Source organism: Streptomyces boninensis (assembly GCF_048572725.1).
Taxonomy (GTDB): Bacteria; Actinomycetota; Actinomycetes; order Streptomycetales; family Streptomycetaceae; genus Streptomyces; species Streptomyces boninensis.
In genome coordinates, this window is the sequence record NZ_CP183837.1 from 8,112,891 (window position 1) to 8,129,558 (window position 16,668).

Genomic DNA, 16,668 nt, shown 5'->3' on the forward strand with positions numbered 1-16,668 from the left:
AGAGACGCCGTGGAGGAAAGTCCCGTGTGGGACCTGCCGGTACGGGGCAACCCGCCGGGCAAGGCCGACCCAGAGCTGGTGGAGCAGCTGTCCGCCGTCTCGTCGGCCACCGCCTGCGCCAAGCTGCACGGCCAGGGCATCCGCCGCACCTATGTCTCCGGGCCGCGCCCGCTGACCGGCGGGCAGAAGATCGCGGGCCGGGCCCGCACGCTGCAGTTCATGCCGCAGCGCGAGGACATCGCCTCCGGCCTCGGCCAGGAGTACGTCGAGCGCCACACCGCCCTGTGGGCCGTACTGGAGGCGGTGGAGCCCGGCGACGTGCTGGTGGTGCAGGCGTACGGCAGCACCCACACCGGCTGCTTCGGCGACATGCTGGTGCGCTACTTCCAGCGCAAGGGCGGCGCCGGGATCGTGGTCGACGGCCGCATCCGCGACTCGCCCCGGGTGCGGCAGACCGGCGTGCCCATCTGGTCCACCGGCGTCACCCCGCATTACGCCTCCCAGGCCGAGCTCTTCCCCTGGGCGTACGACGTGCCCATCGCCTGCGGCGGAGCCCTCGTGCTCCCCGGCGACCTCGTCGTCGCCGATGACGACGGCCCCGTGGTGGTGCCCCGGCAGCGCGCCGCCGACGTCATCGACGCCGCCCGCGAGCACGAGCAGTGGGAGCGCTTCAGCCGCCGCCGCATCGACGAGGGCGGCGCGCTCGCCGACTACTACCCGCTCACCCCCGATACCCGCGCCGAGTACGAGCGCTGGCGCACCGACGGCGCCGGCTGAGCCGCGATACACCCCCGACGAGCGAGGAGATCTCGTGTTCCTCCGCAAGTACCGCAGAGCCAGGACACCGTTACTGCTGGCGGCCGCGGGCGCGCTGCTGCTCGGCGGCGCGACCCTGCCCGAGGCGGGCACGGAAAACGCAGCCGACGGCTGCAGCCCGCGGCAGTTCTTCATCGCCCCCGACGGCAGCGACCGGGCCGACGGCAGCAAGGACGACGCCTGGCGCACCGTCGAGCACGCCCGCGACCAGCTGCGCGACAAAGGCCTGACCAAGCGGATGCGCTGCGACATCGTGGTCAACCTGCGGGCCGGCGACTATCCGCTGGACAAGGCCGTCAAGTTCGACGAGCGCGACTCCGGGTCCGGCGGCCACCAGGTCATCTACCGCAGCTACGACGGGCCCGGGAAGGCCCGCATCACCGGCGCCAAGCCCGTCACCGGCTGGGAGGCGTACAAGGACGGCATCTACCGCGCCAATGTCGGAAAGGGCGCCCCCTTCTACACCCTCTTCGAGGACGGCAAGCGCGCCACCAACGCCCGCTTCCCCAACCGCCGCACCGACACCGAGTGGGCCCCGTACCTGATCTCCACCATCCCCGAGCCGGAAAAGGAGGCCGTACGCCGCTGGCTGTGGGCCAAGCCCGGTGAGCTGGACCCGAAGTGGGATCCGGAGGACATGGCCAAGGCCTCGGTGACCATCTGGTCGGGCGGCAGCTGGAGCTGGTTCACCGACACCGTGCCGATCAAGGACGTGAACCTCGAGGAAGGCCAGATCTCCCTCGAATACCAGACCCGCTACGCCATGATGAACAGCCGCAGCGGCTCCCGCTACTTCCTCCAGGACTCCCTCGCCTTCCTCGACCAGGCCGGCGAGTACTACCTGGACAAGGAGAAGGGCCAGCTCTACTACAAGCCCCGCGGCGACATCAAGGACGCCAAGGTGCTGCGGCCCACCACCACGCAGCTGCTCGACCTCGCCGGCAGCAGCGAACGGCACCGGGTGCAGGACATCACCTTCGACGGCCTGGCGCTCCAGTACAGCGACTACATGGAGTGGTACCGCTTCGGCTGGGTCGACGACGGCGACTCCGGGTTCAAGCACAAGTACCCGATGTACGACCGGCAGATCGAGATGAACCGCAACCGTTTCGGCGCGGTGACGGTGACCAACAGCAAGGACATCACCCTCACCGGCATGCGCATCTCCGACACCGGCTACCACGGCGTCTACGCCCTCTTCGCCAACGACCACCTGACGGTGAAGAACAGCCTCCTGGAGAACATCGGTGCCGACGGCATCAAGGTCGAGGGCCCGTATCCAGGTGAGGGCGACACCTCCAAGAACCACCTCTTCACCAACAACTACATCACCCACTTCGGCGAGCTGGTGCCCGGCGACGCCGCCGGCGTCGAGCTGATGGACACCGGCCACAACACGGTCAGCCACAGCGTCATCAAGCACAGCGCCCGCTACGGCGTCAGCCTGGAGGTCCGCCCGGAGGTCCCGGCCGAGGACAACTACGCCCGCGAGAACACCTTCGAGTACCTGCGCATCGAAGAAGCCGGTCTGGACAGCGGCGACATGGGCGCCTTCTACACCTACGGCGTCGACAACGAGGAGCCGCATCCGGTCGACAACTACGTCCGCCAGGTCGTCATCGGCGACGTCATCCCCGACCCCTCGATGCCCGACAGCGGCACCCGCGGCGTGCACATGGACGCCGGCGGCTGCGGCTTCAGCTTCAAGGACATCGAGGTCGGCAAGGTCACCGACGACAAGTACCAGAGCTACCAGTGCAACGAGGTCGAGAACGCCAACTGGGCGGACGGCTTCGACAAGTCGCGGATGGAGTACGACAAGATCGGCGTCAGCGACTCCTTCCCGTACGAGGTGCCGGAAGGAGACACGGAGTGAACGCCGGATGAGCGGACACATCCGCTGCGAGACGGAAGGCCCGGTCGCCGTGGTCACCCTGGACCGGCCGGCCAAGCTCAACGCCCTCACCCCTGAGATGGCCGACGAGCTCCGCCGCCTCCTCGCCGGGCTGGACGACGACACGGCGGTACGCGCCGTCGTCCTCACCGGGGCCGGGGACCGGGCCTTCTGCGCCGGCAGCGACATCCCCGAGCTGGACACGTACGACACCCCGTGGGCCTTCCGCAACCGGCTCGACTACGGGGACGTGCTGCGGGCGCTGCGCACACCGGTGATCGCCGCCGTCGGGGGCCACGCCCTCGGCGGCGGGCTGGAGCTGGCGCTGGCCTGCGACATCCGCCTGGCGGCGGAGTCGGCCCGCTTCGCCGCGCCGGAGATCAAGCTCGGCTGGATCGGCGGCAGCGGCATGGCGGCGCAGCTCGCGCACAGCATCGGGGCATCCAACGCCGCCCTGATGCTGCTCACCGGCGACCCGGTCGACGCCCGCCAGGCGCTCGCCTGGGGCCTGGTCAGCCAGGTGCTGCCGGACGACGGACTGCTCCCGGCGGCCCGGGAGCTGGCGGCCCGTATCGCCGCGCGAGCCCCGATCGCCGCGCAGACCGCCAAGGCGAACCTGCGGGCGGCACACAGCATGCCGCTGCAGCAGGCCATCCAGTACGAGCGCGACCTGCAGACGGTGTGCTTCGCAACGGCCGACGCGGCCGAGGGCCGGGCCGCCTTCAAGGAGAAGCGCGCGCCGCGATTCAGCGGCCGCTGAAGGAGCCCGAGAAGGGTCCGGGGGCTTAGCCCCCGGACCCCCAACGCGACCACGGAGGAATGGATCATGGGAATCCTGGACGGCTATCGCGTGGTCGACCTGTCGATCGCCATGGCGGGGCCGCTGGCCGCGATGCGGCTGGGCGATCTCGGCGCCGACGTCGTAAAGGTCGAGCCGCCGGGCGGCGAATGGCAGCGGCACGCCCCCGCGGGCGGCGCCACCGGCCGTGAGCTGAACGCCTCCTTCCTCTCCCTCAACCGCAACAAGCGCAGCTTCGCCGTCGACCTGAAGAGCGAGGCGGGCCGGGCGGCGGTGCATGACCTGGTGCGCGGGGCGGATGTCTTCCTGCAGAACTATCGGCCTGGTGTCGCCGAGCGGCTCGGTGTCGATTACGAATCCATCCGGGCGGTGCGGCCGGAGATCGTTTACGTCTCCATCTCCGGGTACGGCGACAGCGGTCCGTACGCGGAGATGCCGGGGCAGGATCTGCTGCTGCAGGCCATGACCGGGGCCATGTACAGCGTCGGCCGCGAGCAGGATCCGCCACAGCCGTCGGGCACGTACGCCGTCGACGCCATCACGGCTTACTCCGCCTTCGAGGGCGCGCTGGCCGCCTTGCTGCATCGGGAGCGGACGGGCGAGGGCCAGCTGGTACGGGTGAACATGCTCGACGCCGCCATCGCCGTGCAGATGCAGGAGCTGAGCGTCTTCACGGTGGGCGGCATCGCGCAGCGCCGCGGCGCCGAGCGGCACGGGCACACGTACATCCGCGCCCCGTACGGCGTCTTCACGACCAAGGACGGCCACCTCGCGCTGGCCATGCCGCCGCTCGACGCTCTCGGCGAGGCGCTCGGCCTGCCGGAGCTGGCCGCCATGGACACGGACGTGGACGGCCACACCCGGCGCGACGAGATCACCGCCCTCGTACGGGAGCGGCTGCCGCGCCGCACCACCGAGGAGTGGCTGGAGCTCTTCGCCGGACATCGCATCTGGGCGGGCCCGGTGCATTCGTACGCCGATGTGCTCGACGACCCGCAGGTGCGGCACAACGGCTCCCTCGTCACGTACGACCACCCCACGGAGGGCGAGGTGACCACGCCCGGCTTCCCCTACACGTTCAGCGCCACCCCGCCGGCGGTGCGCCGCGGCGCACCCAGGACGGGCGAGCACACCCGGGAGATCCTCGCCGAGCTCGGCTACCCCGATGAGCGGGTGGACGCCCTGATCGGCGAGGGCTCCGTCAGCACGCGAAAGGAGGAGTGATGACCACCTTGACCGCCGACCCCCCGACCACCGCAACCACCGCAACCACCGCCGAACTGCGCGGGCTGACCTGGGATCACCCGCGCGGCTACCGCCCGCTGGAGGAGCTGGCCAGGCTCGACGCCTCCCTGCCGCCCGGCTGCGAGACCGTCGGCCGACCGCTGCGCTGGGAGCGGCAGCCGCTCTCCGGCTTCGAGTCCACGCCGATCGCGACGCTCGCCGAAACGTACGACATTCTCGTCGTGGATCACCCCGGGCTCGGGTCCGCGGTGGCCGCGGGGTGCCTGGTGCCGATGGAAGAGCTCTTCGGGGCTGCCGAGCTGGAGGCTTGGCGGGCGGGGAGTGTGGGGGCGAGTTACGACAGTTATGCGCTCGACGGGCGGACGTGGGCGCTGCCGCTGGATGCCGCCGCGCAGGTGGCCGCGCATCGGCCTGACTTGATGGGGGAGGTGCCGCTGCCGCGCAGCTGGGGGGAGGTGTCCGAGCTGCCCGCGCGGCTGCAGGTCACCCTCTGCCTCGGCGGGCCGCATGCCTTTCTCACCTTCTGCTCGCTGATCCTGGCCCAGGGGGAGCGGCCGCTGGCCGATGACGGCGATGCGGTGGTCTCGCGCGAGAGCGGGCTCGCTGCCCTGGAGACGATGGCCGAGCTTGCTGCCCGTACGCCGCGGGACCTGCTGTCGGCCAACCCCATTGGCGTGCTGCGGGCGATGGCGGCCGGGTCGGGCCCGGCCTACTGCCCGCTGGTCTACGGCTATGTCACCTACACCCGCGCGGGCCCGTACCCGCTGGCCTTCACCGACGCGCCCGGCTGGCGGCCCGGCGGTCCGGCGGGCAGCGTGCTCGGCGGCGCCGGGCTCGCGGTCTCCGCCCGGCGCACCGGCGATCCGGTGACCAGCGATGCCGTGCGCGATCATCTGCGGCGGCTGCTCGGGGCGCCGGTGCAGCGGGAGCTGTTCCCAGTCACCGGCGGGCAGCCCGCCGCCCGCGCGGCCTGGACCGATCCCTGGACCAACGAGCGCTGGGACGGCTTCTATCGCGCCACCCTCGGCACGGTCGAGCAGGCGTGGGTGCGCCCGCGCCGCGCCGGCTATCCCGTCTTCCAGGCCGCCGCGTCGCGGCTGCTGCGCGAGGGGCTGGCCGAGCGCCGGCCGTACGGGGCGCTGCTGGACGCGCTCGACGCATGTTTCCGGGACTGGAAGGGAGAAAAGCCATGACGACCGCCGTAGTCACCGGCGCCGGTGGCGCCCTCGGCCACGCCATCGCCGTGCGGCTCGCCGCCGACGGGTACCAGGTCGCCGCCCTCGACGTCGACGGCGCCGCGGCCGAGGAGACCGCCACGGCCGTCGGCAAGGGCGGCGGGCGTGCGCTGCCGCTGGCCGTCGACCTGCGCGACGCCGACGCCGTAGAAGCGGCCTTTGCCGAGGCCGCCGCGACGCTCGGGCCGATCGGCGTCCTCGTCAACAACGCGGCCGTCTACCCCAAGCGCGCTTTCCTCGACGTGCCGTTGACCGAGTACGAGCAGGTGGTCGAGGTCAATCAGCGCGGCTATTGGATCTGCGCCCAGACCGCTGCTCGCCGCATGGTCGAACACGGCGATGGCGGCGCCATCGTGAACATCGCCTCCATCACCGCCTACGGCGGCTGGGACGGACTCGCCGCCTACGTCTCCACCAAGGGCGCCGCCATCTCCCTCACCCGCGCCCTCGCAGGCGAGCTCGGCCCGCACGAGATCCGCGTCAACTGCGTGGCCCCCGGCGCCTTCCCGACCGCCGCCGAGGAGATCCACGAGGACCTGGAGGCGTACCAGGCGATGATCCTTGAGCGCCAGGCCCTGAAGCGGCGCGGCCGGGCCGAGGAGCTGGCGGCGGTGGTGGCGTTCCTCGCGGGGCCGGACGCGTCGTTCGTGACCGGCCAGACGATCGATGTGAGCGGGGGGTGGCAGGTCGGATGAGGCTGCACGGACAGGATCTCTCCCAGCGCGAACTGGCGGCCGTGTCAGGTGAGGTGAGCGCGGCCGGAGGCGTACGCCTCGTCACCCTCGCCGACGGCGCCGAACGCGGCATCCGCACCCTGGAATTCCGCACCGGCAGCGGCCTCGCCTTCGACGTCCTCGTCGACCGCTGCATGGACATCGGCGCCGCCGAGCACGCCGGCGCCGCCTTCGGCTGGCGCTCCCGCACCGGCTTCCGCCACCCCGGGCTGCACGAGCACGGCGACGAGGACGGGCTGTCCTGGCTGCGCTCCTTCTCCGGGCTCACGGTCACCGGCGGCCTCGACCACACGCTGTTCGGCGGCGAGGTGGACGCGAGCGGCTACCGCTACCCGCCGCGGACGTCCGTACGCCACGGCCTGCACGGCCGCGTCGCCAACCTGCCCGCCCGGCTGACCGGTTACGGCGAACGCTGGGACGGCGACCGCTGCGTCCTGTGGGCCGAGGGGGAGATCCGCCAGGCCGCGGTCTTCGCCGAGAACCTGGCCCTCACCCGCCGCATCGAGGCCGACCTCGGCGGCGACGAGATCCGGCTCACCGACACCGTGACCAACCCCGGCTTCGACCCGATGCCGCACATGTTCCTGTACCACATCAACCTCGGCTGGCCGCTGCTCGACGAGGGCAGCCGCTTCCTCGCCCCGGTCGCGAAGATGCTCTGGCAGTCCGACAGCGTCGCCGAGCAGGGCATCGACCACCGCACCCTGCCCGCACCCCAGCCGGGCTTCATCGAGCAGGTCTACGAGCATGAGCTGGCCGAGCTCGCCGATGGTCGTACCGCCGCGGCCGTCGTCAACGACCGCCTCGGCTTCGCGGTGAGCGTCGAGTGGGACCAGGCATCCTTCCCCTGCTTCTTCCAATGGCTCAACGTCCGCGCCGGGGACTACGCGATCGGCCTGGAGCCCTCGACGCACCACGTGGCGGGGGACGCCGCCGCCCGCGAGGACCGGTCCATGATCTGGCTCGGCCCCGGCGAATCCCGGACCTACCGCACCTCCTTCCGCGTCCACCGCGGAGCCGACGCCCTCGCCGCCCTCGAGACGCAGCTGGAGCCGTCCGATGCCTGAGCTGTCCAGACGCCACGTCCTCGCGGCCGCCGGAGCCGGGGCCGCCGCGACCGCCCTCCCCACCAGCGCGTACGCCTTACCCGACGCACCGCGGCGCACCGGCCCCAACCCGATGCGGCTCTGGTACACCGCACCCGCCGCCGAATGGCTGGAGGCGCTGCCCGTCGGCAACGGCCGCCTGGGCGCGATGGTATTCGGCCGCACTGACACCGAGCGGCTCCAGCTCAACGAGGACAGCCTGTGGGCTGGCGGCCCCCACGACTACGCCCAGCCCGACGCCGCCCGCCACCTGGCCGAGCTCCGCCGCCTGGTGGTCGAGGAGAAGTGGCACCAGGCGCAGCTGCTCGCCGACGAGCACTTCCTCGGCACCCCCTCCGAGCAGGCCGCCTACCAGGTCCTCGGCGACCTCGAACTCGCCCTCACCGGCGACGGCGAGACCACCGGCTACGAGCGCGAGCTCGACCTGGAGACGGCCGTCACCCGCGTCACCTACACCCGCGGCGGCGTGCGCCACACCCGCGAGGTCTTCGCCAGCGCCCCGGACCAGGTCCTGGTCGTACGCCTCACCGCCGCCACCCCCGGCAGCGTCGCCTTCACCGCCCGCTTCACCACCCCGCAGAAGGCGTCCTCCTCGGCCATCGACGGCCGCACCATCGCCCTCGACGGCGTCAGCGGCGACTGGCAGGGCCTCGAAGGCAAGGTGCGCTTCCGCGCCCTGGTCCGCGCCGTCCCCGAGGGCGGGCAGACCCGTACCAAGGACGGCGAGCTGACCGTGACCGGCGCCGACGCCGTCACCCTCATCGTCTCCATGGCCACCAGCTACCGCGACTACCTGGACGTCTCTGCCGACGAGGCCGCCCGCGCCCGCCGCCACCTGGAGCCGGCCGCGCGGATGCCGTACGAGCTGCTGCGCCGCCGCCATGTCGCCGACCACCGCCGCCTCTTCAGCCGCGTCGCCATCGACCTCGGCACCTCCGACCGCACCGCCCTGCCCACCAACGAGCGTGTCCCGCTCTTCAAGGACGGCGGCGACCCGCAGCTGGCCGCGCTGTACTTCCAGTACGGCCGCTACCTGCTCGCCTCCTGCTCCCGCAGCCCAGGGCAGCCCGCCAACCTGCAGGGCCTGTGGAACGAGAGCATGACGCCCAACTGGGAGTCCAAGTACACGATCAACATCAACTTCGAGATGAACTACTGGCCGACCGGCCCCGCCAACCTCGCCGAGTGCTGGGAGCCCGCCGCCGACATGATCCACGAGCTGGCCAAGTCCGGCGCCCGCACCGCGAAGGCGCTCTACGACGCCCCCGGCTGGGTCGCGCACCACAACACCGACGGCTGGCGCGGCACCGCACCCGTCGACCACGCCTTCTACGGCATGTGGCCCACCGGCGGCGCCTGGCTGTGCCTGCTGCTCTGGGACCACTACCGCTTCACCGGCGACCGCGCCGTCCTCAGCCGCAACTACCCGGTCCTGAAAGGCGCGATCGACTTCTTCCTCGACTTCCTCGTCGAGGACGCCAAGACCGGCTACCTGGTCACCAACCCCTCGCACTCCCCGGAGGTCGGCCACCACGAGGACGAGGGCGAGAACGTCAGCATCTGCGCCGGCCCCACCATGGACATGCAGCTGCTGCGCGACCTCTTCGACGCCTTCCGCGCCGCGGCCACCGCGCTCGGCCGCGACCCCGGCCTCGCCTCCCGCGTCAGCGAGGTCCGCGACCGGCTCGCCCCCAACCAGGTCGGCTACGCGGGCCAACTCCAGGAGTGGCTGGAGGACTGGGAGGAGGCGGCGCTGGTCAAGCACCGGCACATATCGCAGCTCTACGGGCTCTTCCCCAGCGCCCAGATCACCCCGCGGCAGACCCCGGAGCTGGCCGCGGCCGCCCGCAAGACGCTGGAGCTGCGCGGCACCTCGGGCACCGGCTGGTCGCTCGCCTGGAAGATCAATTGGTACGCCCGGCTGCTCGACGCCGACCTCGCCTACCGCCGCCTGTCCGAACTCCTCACCCCGGCCCGTACCGCCCCCAACCTCTTCGATCTCCACCCCCCGTTCCAGATCGACGGTAACTTTGGCGGCATCTCCGGGATCACCGAGATGCTGCTGCAGAGCCATGCCGGCGAGATCGACCTGCTGCCCGCGCTCCCGGGCGCCTGGCCGGATGGCTCCGTCCGCGGACTGCGGGCGCGCGACGGCTTCGAGATCGACCTGGAGTGGGCCGAGGGCAAGGTGACGCGCGTCGCGGTGCGCTCCTTGCTCGGCAACCCGGCGCGCATCCGCACTCCACACCCAGTCGAGGTGGACGGCGCGCACCCCGAACGCCCCGAGGCGAACGTGGTGTCCTTCACCACCCGCCGCGGGGCCGCGTATCACCTGAGAGCCGCGCAGAACCGTCACTGACTCAATGGACGAAGGAGCAGTTGCACGTGACTGACGCGAATGGCACCACCACGACTGAACACAGCCCGTTCGGGAGGCGGTCCTTCGTGGCCGCCTCCGGGGCGGTGCTGCTGGGCGCGACGGCGCTGCGCGGCGCCCAGGCGGCGTCCGCGGCGCCGCTGCCCGAGGCGCCGGACCCGGGCCTCGCCGCCGCCATCCCGGCCTTCCCGGGCGCGCTGGGCGGCGGGATGTACGCGACCGGGGGCCGGGACGGCGAGGTCTACGAGGTCACCACCCTCGACGACTCCGGGCCCGGCTCGCTTCGCGAGGCGGTCTCGGCCGACAACCGCACGATCGTCTTCCGGGTCTCGGGCACCATCCACCTCGACGGCGGCCTCGACATCACCGGCTCCAACCTCACCATCGCCGGACAGACCGCGCCCGGCGGCGGCATCTGCGTGGCGGGGAACGAGACGGAGATCAAGGGCAGCAACATCATCCTGCGCTATCTGCGCTTCCGGGGCGGCGACACCCTCGGCACCCCGATCGACACCTTCGGCATGGAGGGCCAGGAGAACGTCATCATCGACCACTGCTCCATCAGCTGGGCGGTCGACGAGAACTGCTCCCCGTACAAGAACAAGAACGTCACCGTCCAGTGGTGCATCATCTCCGAGCCGCTGACCATGTCGAAGCACGAGAAGGGCCGGCACGGCTTCGGCGGCATCTGGGGCGGCGACAACGTCTCGTACCACCACAACCTCCTGGTCCACAACGGCGGCCGCAACCCGCGCTTCGGCTTCGAGGAGGGCCTGAACCAGCTGGCGGACAGCCGGAACAACGTGATCTACAACTACGGCTATACGTCCTGCTATGGAGGGGAGTGGGCCGAGGGGATCAACATCGTCGGCAACTACTACAAGCCCGGTCCGAATACGCTGGCCGACATCGCGCCGGTCATCGTCAGTCCGGACCGCTTCGGCGCCTGGCACGTGTCTGGGAACGTCATCGAGGGGCACGACGACGTCACCCAGGACAACCGCGAGGGCATCAAGCTCGGCGTCGGCGGGATCACGCTGCTTGAGAAGCCGGTGGAGCTTGAGAATCCGCTGCCGGAGGAGAGCGCCAAGGAGGCGTACGAGGCCGTGCTGAAGGGCGCGGGCGCGATCCTTCCGCGGCGGGACGCGATCGACGCGCGCGTCATCGCCGATGTGCGCGGCGGCACCGGGCGCATGATCAACTCACAGCGGGAGGTGGGCGGCTGGGCGCCGCTGGCCGCCACGAAGCCGCCGGCGGACTCCGACCACGACGGCATACCTGACGACTGGAAGGGCGACCCGGAGGGCGGCTACACGCGCCTGGAGACGTACCTCAACTCCATCGAGCGCTCCGGCAAGGACAACCCGGTCATCACCCTCAAGTCCCCGACCGTCGACCAGGTCTTCTCCGGTACGTCCGCCACCGCCGACGTCGCCATCGAGGCCGAGGCGACCGCGGCCGACGGCGAGTCGATCGCCACCGTCGAGTACTACGCGGCCGACAAGAAGCTCGGCGAGACGACGAAGGCGCCCCACACCTTCACCTGGAAGGGCGCCCCCGACGGCACCCACTACCTCACCGCCCGCGCCACCGACTCCACCGGCACGGCCACCACCTCCACCTGCACCCCGGTCCACGTCAACCACACGACGGCGACCACGCCGTGGCGGCTGAAGAACATCGGCAAGGTCGGCATCCCCGGCGCCGCCGCCCTGGAGGACGGCACCATCAGGCTGAAGGGCTCCGGCAAGATCAAGGGCCGCAAGGACGCCCTCACCTTCCTCTACCAGCCGATCCAGGCGCCGGACGACGAGGTCGTGGAGATCATCGCCCGGCTGGACTCCCTGGACGCGGTGTACGAGGGCGTCATGGCGGGCCTGATGATCCGCGAGAACCTCACCCCGGACTCGGCCTTCCTGATGCTCGGCATCACCTATCTCGACGGCGGGCTCAAGGCCAGGGGGTTTCGGATCGGCCGGTACGGGACGGAGACCTCGGACAGCATCTTCCCGTACGAGGGCGCGGAGGATGAGCACCTGAACGACCTGCCGTACTACCTGCGCATCACCAAGCGCGGCAGCGAGATCCAGGGGCACATCTCCTCGGACGGCCTGAACTGGGGGAGTCATGTCGTCTACGAGCGGCTGCCGATGGTCGACCGGGTCTACCTGGGGCTTGCCACCGACGGCAACAAGGAGGCGAATGCCGTCGAGCACTACTGCACGGCGGCGTTCAGCCGAGTGAAGATCAACAAGTGACCTGCTCCTCGCCCTGACGGGCGGGGGACCCCGGTCCGTCACTCAACGGCGTCTCGTGCCGGACCGGGGTCCACTTCCTCCGCCCACTGCCGGCTCCACGCATCCAGCGGCTGGAGGGCCTCACCGAGCGCTGTCCCCAGCTGCGTGAGCTCGTAGCCATCGGCCGACGAGGCGATGATCCCGCTTGACGTGAGGTCGCGAAGCCGCTGGTAGAGGACGCTGGACGACAGGCCTTCGCACCGTGCCAGCAGCGCACGCGCACCGAGCGGTCCCGCACGCAGCTCCCAGAGGATGCGCAGCGCCCACCGGCGGCCGAGGAGGTCCATCGCGGCCATGATCGGACGGCCGGTGGTCGATCCACGAACCGGTCTTCCTGGGCGCGGTGTCGGCATGATCCTCCTTGCGTTTCGTTATTCGAAACACTAGCATCCAGCGGTGTGTTTCTAATTTCGAAACAACCTCAAAGGGGGCGCCGATGTCGCGCATAGCCCTGCTGGAACCGCCGTACGCCGACGAAGCCGACGCGCTGTTCGCGCGCATGATGCCCGGTGACGCGCCGCCGATCGGGCTGTTCCGGATGTTCGCCAGAAACCTTCCGATGGCCGACGCCATGCACGGATGGGGGCGCTACGAGCTGGGCCGACAGCTCACCCTCACCATGCGGGAGCGCGAGATCGTCATCGACCGGACCTGCGTGCTGTGCGGCTGCGAGTACGAGTGGGGCGTGCACATGATGACGTTCGCCGAACGGGTCGGGCTCACCCGCGAGCAGGCGGCATCCCTGGTGCACGGCGGCCCCGCCGACGACTGCTGGACGTCCGAGCGGGAACGGGTGCTCATCCTCGCCGTCGACGCGCTGCACGAGCGTTCCGACATCGATGACGCGCTGTGGGCCCGGCTCGCGCCGGTCTTCGACGAGCTCCAGGTGCTCGATCTGCTGCTGCTGTGCGGGTGGTACCACGCCGTCAGCTTCGCCGCGCGCGCCGCGCGCGTGCCGCACGAGCCCGGCGCGCCTCGCTTCACCGACTTCTTCCCCGTCCAGCCGAACACAGGAGGCTTCCATGGCTAAGGGCTACTGGGTCAGTGTCTACCGCGCGGTTTCCGACCCGGAGACGCTGGCTGCCTACGACCAGCTGGCCGGTCCGGCCGTCCAGGCCGGGGGCGGGCGGCTCCTGTCCTCCCGTGACAGCCGGGTCGTCGCCCACGAGGCCGGAAACACGAACCGCGTCATTCTGATCGAGTTCGACAGCTTCGAGCAGGCGGTCGCGGCGTACGAGAGCGAGGCTTACCAGAAGGCGCTGGCGGTCCTCGCCGACAGCGCCGAGCGCGACTTCCGCATCATCGAAGGCATCGACTGATCATCCGCTGGCCAGCGGCATCCACACCCGCATCGCGCCGTCGCCGCGGTTGTCCCACTGGTAGTACGGGACCGCGGTGGCGGTCGCGGGGGTTCGGGTGTCAGAGGCCTCGGGGCCGCCCCTGGTGCGGTACGGCAGTCCCGCCTCGTGCGCGCCGGACACCGCGACCGCGTCCGCCTGCAGCAGCACCGTGGGGCCGACGCCCTGCAGGTCCGGCCGCGGCAGTTCGGTGAAGGCCGCGTCCGGGAGGAGTGCGAGGTCGTCGACCGCCGTGCCGTCCGCCTGGTCGGCCTGCTCGAAGCAGTAGACGAGCGGGCCGCGTTCCAGGGCGGCGCAGCCCCGTACGGCATCGATGCGCGGGTGCGGGACGGTCAGCCGCGGCGTCATGTCCAGCTCCAGCGTGACCGCGTCGCCGGGGCGCCAGGTGCGGCGCAGGACGGCGTAGCCGCGGTCGTCGCGCTCGGCCGGGTGGCGCTCGCCGTCGACCGTGATCCAGGTGTTCGCGCTCCACGGCGGGATCCGCAGGGCGAGCGCCCATGGGCCCTCCGGCGCGTGCGTGACCGTCACCGAGACGGCGCCCTGCCAGGGGTATTCCGTCTCCACCCGCAGGCCCAGCTCCCCGGCCGCGATCGGAGCGGACAGCTCCATCGGCGCGTACTGGTGCAGATCCAGAACGTCGTCCGCCTGCGTCACCGCATAGTGCTCCAGCGACGCCACCAGCCGCGTCACCGCCGGCGGGCAGCACGCCGAGTAGAACCACTCGTCCCGCCAGCGCGGATCGCCCACCGCCTCCGCGTGGTCGGTGCGCCGCTGCAGCGGATTGCCCTTGTAGTACGTCCGGCCGTCCGCCGAGCGCGCCGCGCCGAAGGCGTTGTACAGCGTGCGCTCGATGAGATCCGCGTACCGGGCCTCGCCCGTGGCCAGCAGCAGGCGCCAGCTCCACTGGATGCTCGCGGCCGAGGCGCAGGTCTCGTTGTACGAGAGGTCGGGCGGCAGCTCGTACCGCTCGCCGAAGACCTCGCCCACCTGCCGGGAGCCGAGGCCGCCGGTCAGGGACGTACGGGCAGCGACCATGTCCTCCCAGCGGGCGGCCGAGGCGGCCAGCAGCTCGTCGTCGCCGTTCTCGACGGCCACGTCCACCACCCCCGCCTCCAGGTAGAGGCCGCGCACCGCGTGCCCGGTCATCGCCGGGGCCTCGCGCACCGGGAGGTGGTCCTGGCGATGGCGGTTGCCGTGCTTGTGCGTGCCGACCAGGCCATTGCCGCGGCGCTCGGTGAAGGCGGTGGCCAGCCGCAGATAGCGGGCCTCGCCCGTCACCCGGTACAGCTCCACCAGCGACGTCTCCACTTCCGGGTGGCCGTCGAGGCCCGGGCCCGGGTCGTCGAGGAAGACGTCCGCCAGGTGGTCGGCGAACCGCCTCGCCACCTCCAGCAGCCGCCCGTCCGGGTCCGCGTCCGCGCGATGCGCGGCGACGGCGGCCTGCATCAAATGACCGGCGCAGTAGTGCTCGTGGCTGTCCACGAGGCGGGTGTAGCGGGCGTCGGGGGCGGTCACCTGGTAGTGCGAGTCCAGGTAGCCGTCGTCCGCCTGCGCCCGCTCCAGCAGCCGGGCCGTATCCGCGATGAAGCCGGCCAGGTCTTCATCCCGAGCGTGCTGCAGCTCCCAGGCCGCGGACTCCAGGACCTTGTGCACGTCGGAGTCCATGTAGACCGGTCCGCGGAAGGTGCCGTCCTCCTCGCCCGCGGCGATGCGGAGGTTCTGCAGATTGCCGGCCTTCTGCAGCCACTGCCGGGCCAGCGGCAGGCTGACGGCGCGGTTGACGTCCTGCCATTGCCTTAACGGGCCGCCGGTCAGGGCGAGATGGGTGGGCCGCAGCGGCCGGTGCGCGGCGTGCGCGGCGGGGGAGGGTATCGCGGGTCCGTCCATTACCAGTACCAGCTCCTACATCCGAGGCCGGGCGAGAAAGGCGATCGTCTGGTCCCGTACGCGCATGATGTGCGCCTCCAGGAGGTCCCGCGCGCCGAGCCGGTCGCCGCTCTCCAGCGCGTCGACCACCGCGCGGTGCTCGGAGACCGCGGTGTTCAGCCGGACGGCCGTGATCGGGGCCTCCATGCCGGCGCGGGTCACGTGAATGCTCAGGTGCAGGTCGTCGTGGAGCTCCAGCATCCTGGGCAGGCCGCCGAGCTCCACCAGGGCGCGGTGGAAGCGGCTGTCGTTGTTACGGAACTCGATGTACTGCTCGGGGTCTTCGAGCGAGGTGCGGGCCAATGCCTCCGCCTCGTCGACCAGTTCGCGCAGCCGCGCGGGCGGCTCGCGGTCGGTGCGCTCGGCGAAGAGCCGCAGGCTGTGCGACTCCAGCATCAGCCGCAGCTCGAAGAGCTCGTACAGGCTGGACAGCGAGGGTATGGCCACGGTGAAGCCGGCCGTGGCGTCGTACGCCAGCAGCCCCCGCTCGTACAGCCGGCCGACGGCGCTGCGCACCGGGGTGCGGCTCATGCCGAGCCGGCGGGCGAACTCCCGCACCGGCACCGGCTGTCCGGGCGCCGGGTGCTCCTTCGTCAGCCAGTCCACCAGCGCCTGCCGGGCCCGCGCCTCCAGGCTCTCCTGCGAGTCGGACGCGGACGTCGCCCCGGCCGTGGGTGCCGGCTCTTTCCGGGCCGCTGCCGTTCTCGATGGGGTCATGCCGCCTCCTTGCTCCGCGAGTTGCTTGCGCCACCCTATGGTATGCCGCTGGTCGACCGGCAGTGGGGCGGATTCGCGGACGCAGTTAAATTCCTTCTGCACGAGGGTTGACGGTCGATTTACCCTCACACAACACTCGTGGCATACCACCGACATTCCCTTGG

At 71.2% G+C, this 16,668-nt stretch carries 14 protein-coding genes; 11 read left to right on the top strand and 3 right to left on the bottom strand.

The annotated features are described in order from the left end of the window. The first annotated feature begins 9 nt into the window (after window positions 1-9). The 9 genes from ACNNMR_RS36650 to ACNNMR_RS36690 all read left to right on the top strand — a co-directional run bounded on the left by ACNNMR_RS36650 (window position 10) and on the right by ACNNMR_RS36690 (window position 12,464). The gene (locus ACNNMR_RS36650; RefSeq protein ID WP_419999010.1) at window positions 10-777 is read left to right on the top strand and encodes a ribonuclease activity regulator RraA; all 768 of its coding nucleotides are present in this window, start codon (window positions 10-12) and stop codon (window positions 775-777) included. Window positions 778-811: 34 nt separating this feature from the next. Further along, window positions 812-2,692 carry a right-handed parallel beta-helix repeat-containing protein gene (locus ACNNMR_RS36655; protein ID WP_419999011.1) on the top strand — a complete coding sequence of 627 codons (1,881 nt, stop codon included), beginning with the start codon at window positions 812-814 and terminating at the stop codon, window positions 2,690-2,692. Between the two features lie 7 nt (window positions 2,693-2,699). Continuing rightward, complete coding sequence (locus ACNNMR_RS36660; RefSeq protein ID WP_419999012.1) at window positions 2,700-3,470, top strand: enoyl-CoA hydratase/isomerase family protein; 771 nt, start codon at window positions 2,700-2,702, stop codon at window positions 3,468-3,470. 66 nt (window positions 3,471-3,536) lie between these two features. Then, window positions 3,537-4,733, top strand: coding sequence for a CaiB/BaiF CoA transferase family protein (locus ACNNMR_RS36665; RefSeq protein ID WP_419999013.1), 1,197 nt, complete (start codon window positions 3,537-3,539; stop codon window positions 4,731-4,733). Beyond that, the gene (locus ACNNMR_RS36670) at window positions 4,733-5,947 is read left to right on the top strand and encodes a carbohydrate ABC transporter substrate-binding protein (RefSeq protein ID WP_419999014.1); all 1,215 of its coding nucleotides are present in this window, start codon (window positions 4,733-4,735) and stop codon (window positions 5,945-5,947) included. Before ACNNMR_RS36665 ends, ACNNMR_RS36670 begins: the two co-directional genes overlap by 1 nt. Further along, window positions 5,944-6,684, top strand: coding sequence for an SDR family NAD(P)-dependent oxidoreductase (locus tag ACNNMR_RS36675; protein WP_419999015.1), 741 nt, complete (start codon window positions 5,944-5,946; stop codon window positions 6,682-6,684). The genes ACNNMR_RS36670 and ACNNMR_RS36675 overlap by 4 nt, the downstream gene beginning before the upstream one ends. Further along, window positions 6,681-7,790 (top strand): aldose 1-epimerase family protein, encoded by a 1,110-nt coding sequence (locus ACNNMR_RS36680; protein WP_419999016.1) that lies wholly within the window; start codon window positions 6,681-6,683, stop codon window positions 7,788-7,790. Before ACNNMR_RS36675 ends, ACNNMR_RS36680 begins: the two co-directional genes overlap by 4 nt. Beyond that, window positions 7,783-10,188: a glycosyl hydrolase family 95 catalytic domain-containing protein gene (locus tag ACNNMR_RS36685; protein ID WP_419999017.1), complete on the top strand. Its 2,406-nt coding sequence runs from the start codon at window positions 7,783-7,785 to the stop codon at window positions 10,186-10,188. Before ACNNMR_RS36680 ends, ACNNMR_RS36685 begins: the two co-directional genes overlap by 8 nt. Before the next feature lie 26 nt (window positions 10,189-10,214). Continuing rightward, the gene (locus tag ACNNMR_RS36690; RefSeq protein WP_419999018.1) at window positions 10,215-12,464 is read left to right on the top strand and encodes an Ig-like domain-containing protein; all 2,250 of its coding nucleotides are present in this window, start codon (window positions 10,215-10,217) and stop codon (window positions 12,462-12,464) included. A gap of 38 nt (window positions 12,465-12,502) precedes the next feature. Here the strand turns inward: ACNNMR_RS36690 and ACNNMR_RS36695 are convergent, their stop codons facing one another. Next, window positions 12,503-12,799: a winged helix-turn-helix transcriptional regulator gene (locus ACNNMR_RS36695; protein ID WP_419999019.1), complete on the bottom strand. Its 297-nt coding sequence runs from the start codon at window positions 12,797-12,799 to the stop codon at window positions 12,503-12,505. Between the two features lie 140 nt (window positions 12,800-12,939). Between ACNNMR_RS36695 and ACNNMR_RS36700 the strand changes: the two genes are divergently transcribed. Further along, window positions 12,940-13,533 carry a carboxymuconolactone decarboxylase family protein gene (locus tag ACNNMR_RS36700; protein ID WP_419999020.1) on the top strand — a complete coding sequence of 198 codons (594 nt, stop codon included), beginning with the start codon at window positions 12,940-12,942 and terminating at the stop codon, window positions 13,531-13,533. Next, window positions 13,526-13,822: a DUF1330 domain-containing protein gene (locus ACNNMR_RS36705; RefSeq protein ID WP_419999021.1), complete on the top strand. Its 297-nt coding sequence runs from the start codon at window positions 13,526-13,528 to the stop codon at window positions 13,820-13,822. Before ACNNMR_RS36700 ends, ACNNMR_RS36705 begins: the two co-directional genes overlap by 8 nt. Here the strand turns inward: ACNNMR_RS36705 and ACNNMR_RS36710 are convergent, their stop codons facing one another. Beyond that, the gene (locus ACNNMR_RS36710) at window positions 13,823-15,748 is read right to left on the bottom strand and encodes a glycoside hydrolase family 127 protein (RefSeq protein ID WP_419999022.1); all 1,926 of its coding nucleotides are present in this window, start codon (window positions 15,746-15,748) and stop codon (window positions 13,823-13,825) included. 15 nt (window positions 15,749-15,763) lie between these two features. Further along, entirely contained in the window at window positions 15,764-16,504 is a 741-nt protein-coding gene (locus ACNNMR_RS36715) for a GntR family transcriptional regulator (RefSeq protein WP_419999023.1), read from the bottom strand. Window positions 16,505-16,668 lie beyond the last annotated feature (164 nt).

What these genes read in the sequence shown, in the direction of transcription:
- ACNNMR_RS36695 (WP_419999019.1), bottom strand. Translation starts at nt 12,799, where the DNA reads ATGGCCGCGATGGACCTCCTCGGCCGCCGGTGGGCGCTGCGCATCCTC.
- ACNNMR_RS36705 (WP_419999021.1), top strand. Translation starts at nt 13,526, where the DNA reads ATGGCTAAGGGCTACTGGGTCAGTGTCTACCGCGCGGTTTCCGACCCG.
- ACNNMR_RS36700 (WP_419999020.1), top strand. Translation starts at nt 12,940, where the DNA reads ATGTCGCGCATAGCCCTGCTGGAACCGCCGTACGCCGACGAAGCCGAC.
- ACNNMR_RS36660 (WP_419999012.1), top strand. Translation starts at nt 2,700, where the DNA reads ATGAGCGGACACATCCGCTGCGAGACGGAAGGCCCGGTCGCCGTGGTC.
- ACNNMR_RS36685 (WP_419999017.1), top strand. Translation starts at nt 7,783, where the DNA reads ATGCCTGAGCTGTCCAGACGCCACGTCCTCGCGGCCGCCGGAGCCGGG.
- ACNNMR_RS36670 (WP_419999014.1), top strand. Translation starts at nt 4,733, where the DNA reads ATGACCACCTTGACCGCCGACCCCCCGACCACCGCAACCACCGCAACC.
- ACNNMR_RS36680 (WP_419999016.1), top strand. Translation starts at nt 6,681, where the DNA reads ATGAGGCTGCACGGACAGGATCTCTCCCAGCGCGAACTGGCGGCCGTG.
- ACNNMR_RS36665 (WP_419999013.1), top strand. Translation starts at nt 3,537, where the DNA reads ATGGGAATCCTGGACGGCTATCGCGTGGTCGACCTGTCGATCGCCATG.
- ACNNMR_RS36715 (WP_419999023.1), bottom strand. Translation starts at nt 16,504, where the DNA reads ATGACCCCATCGAGAACGGCAGCGGCCCGGAAAGAGCCGGCACCCACG.
- ACNNMR_RS36675 (WP_419999015.1), top strand. Translation starts at nt 5,944, where the DNA reads ATGACGACCGCCGTAGTCACCGGCGCCGGTGGCGCCCTCGGCCACGCC.
- ACNNMR_RS36710 (WP_419999022.1), bottom strand. Translation starts at nt 15,748, where the DNA reads ATGGACGGACCCGCGATACCCTCCCCCGCCGCGCACGCCGCGCACCGG.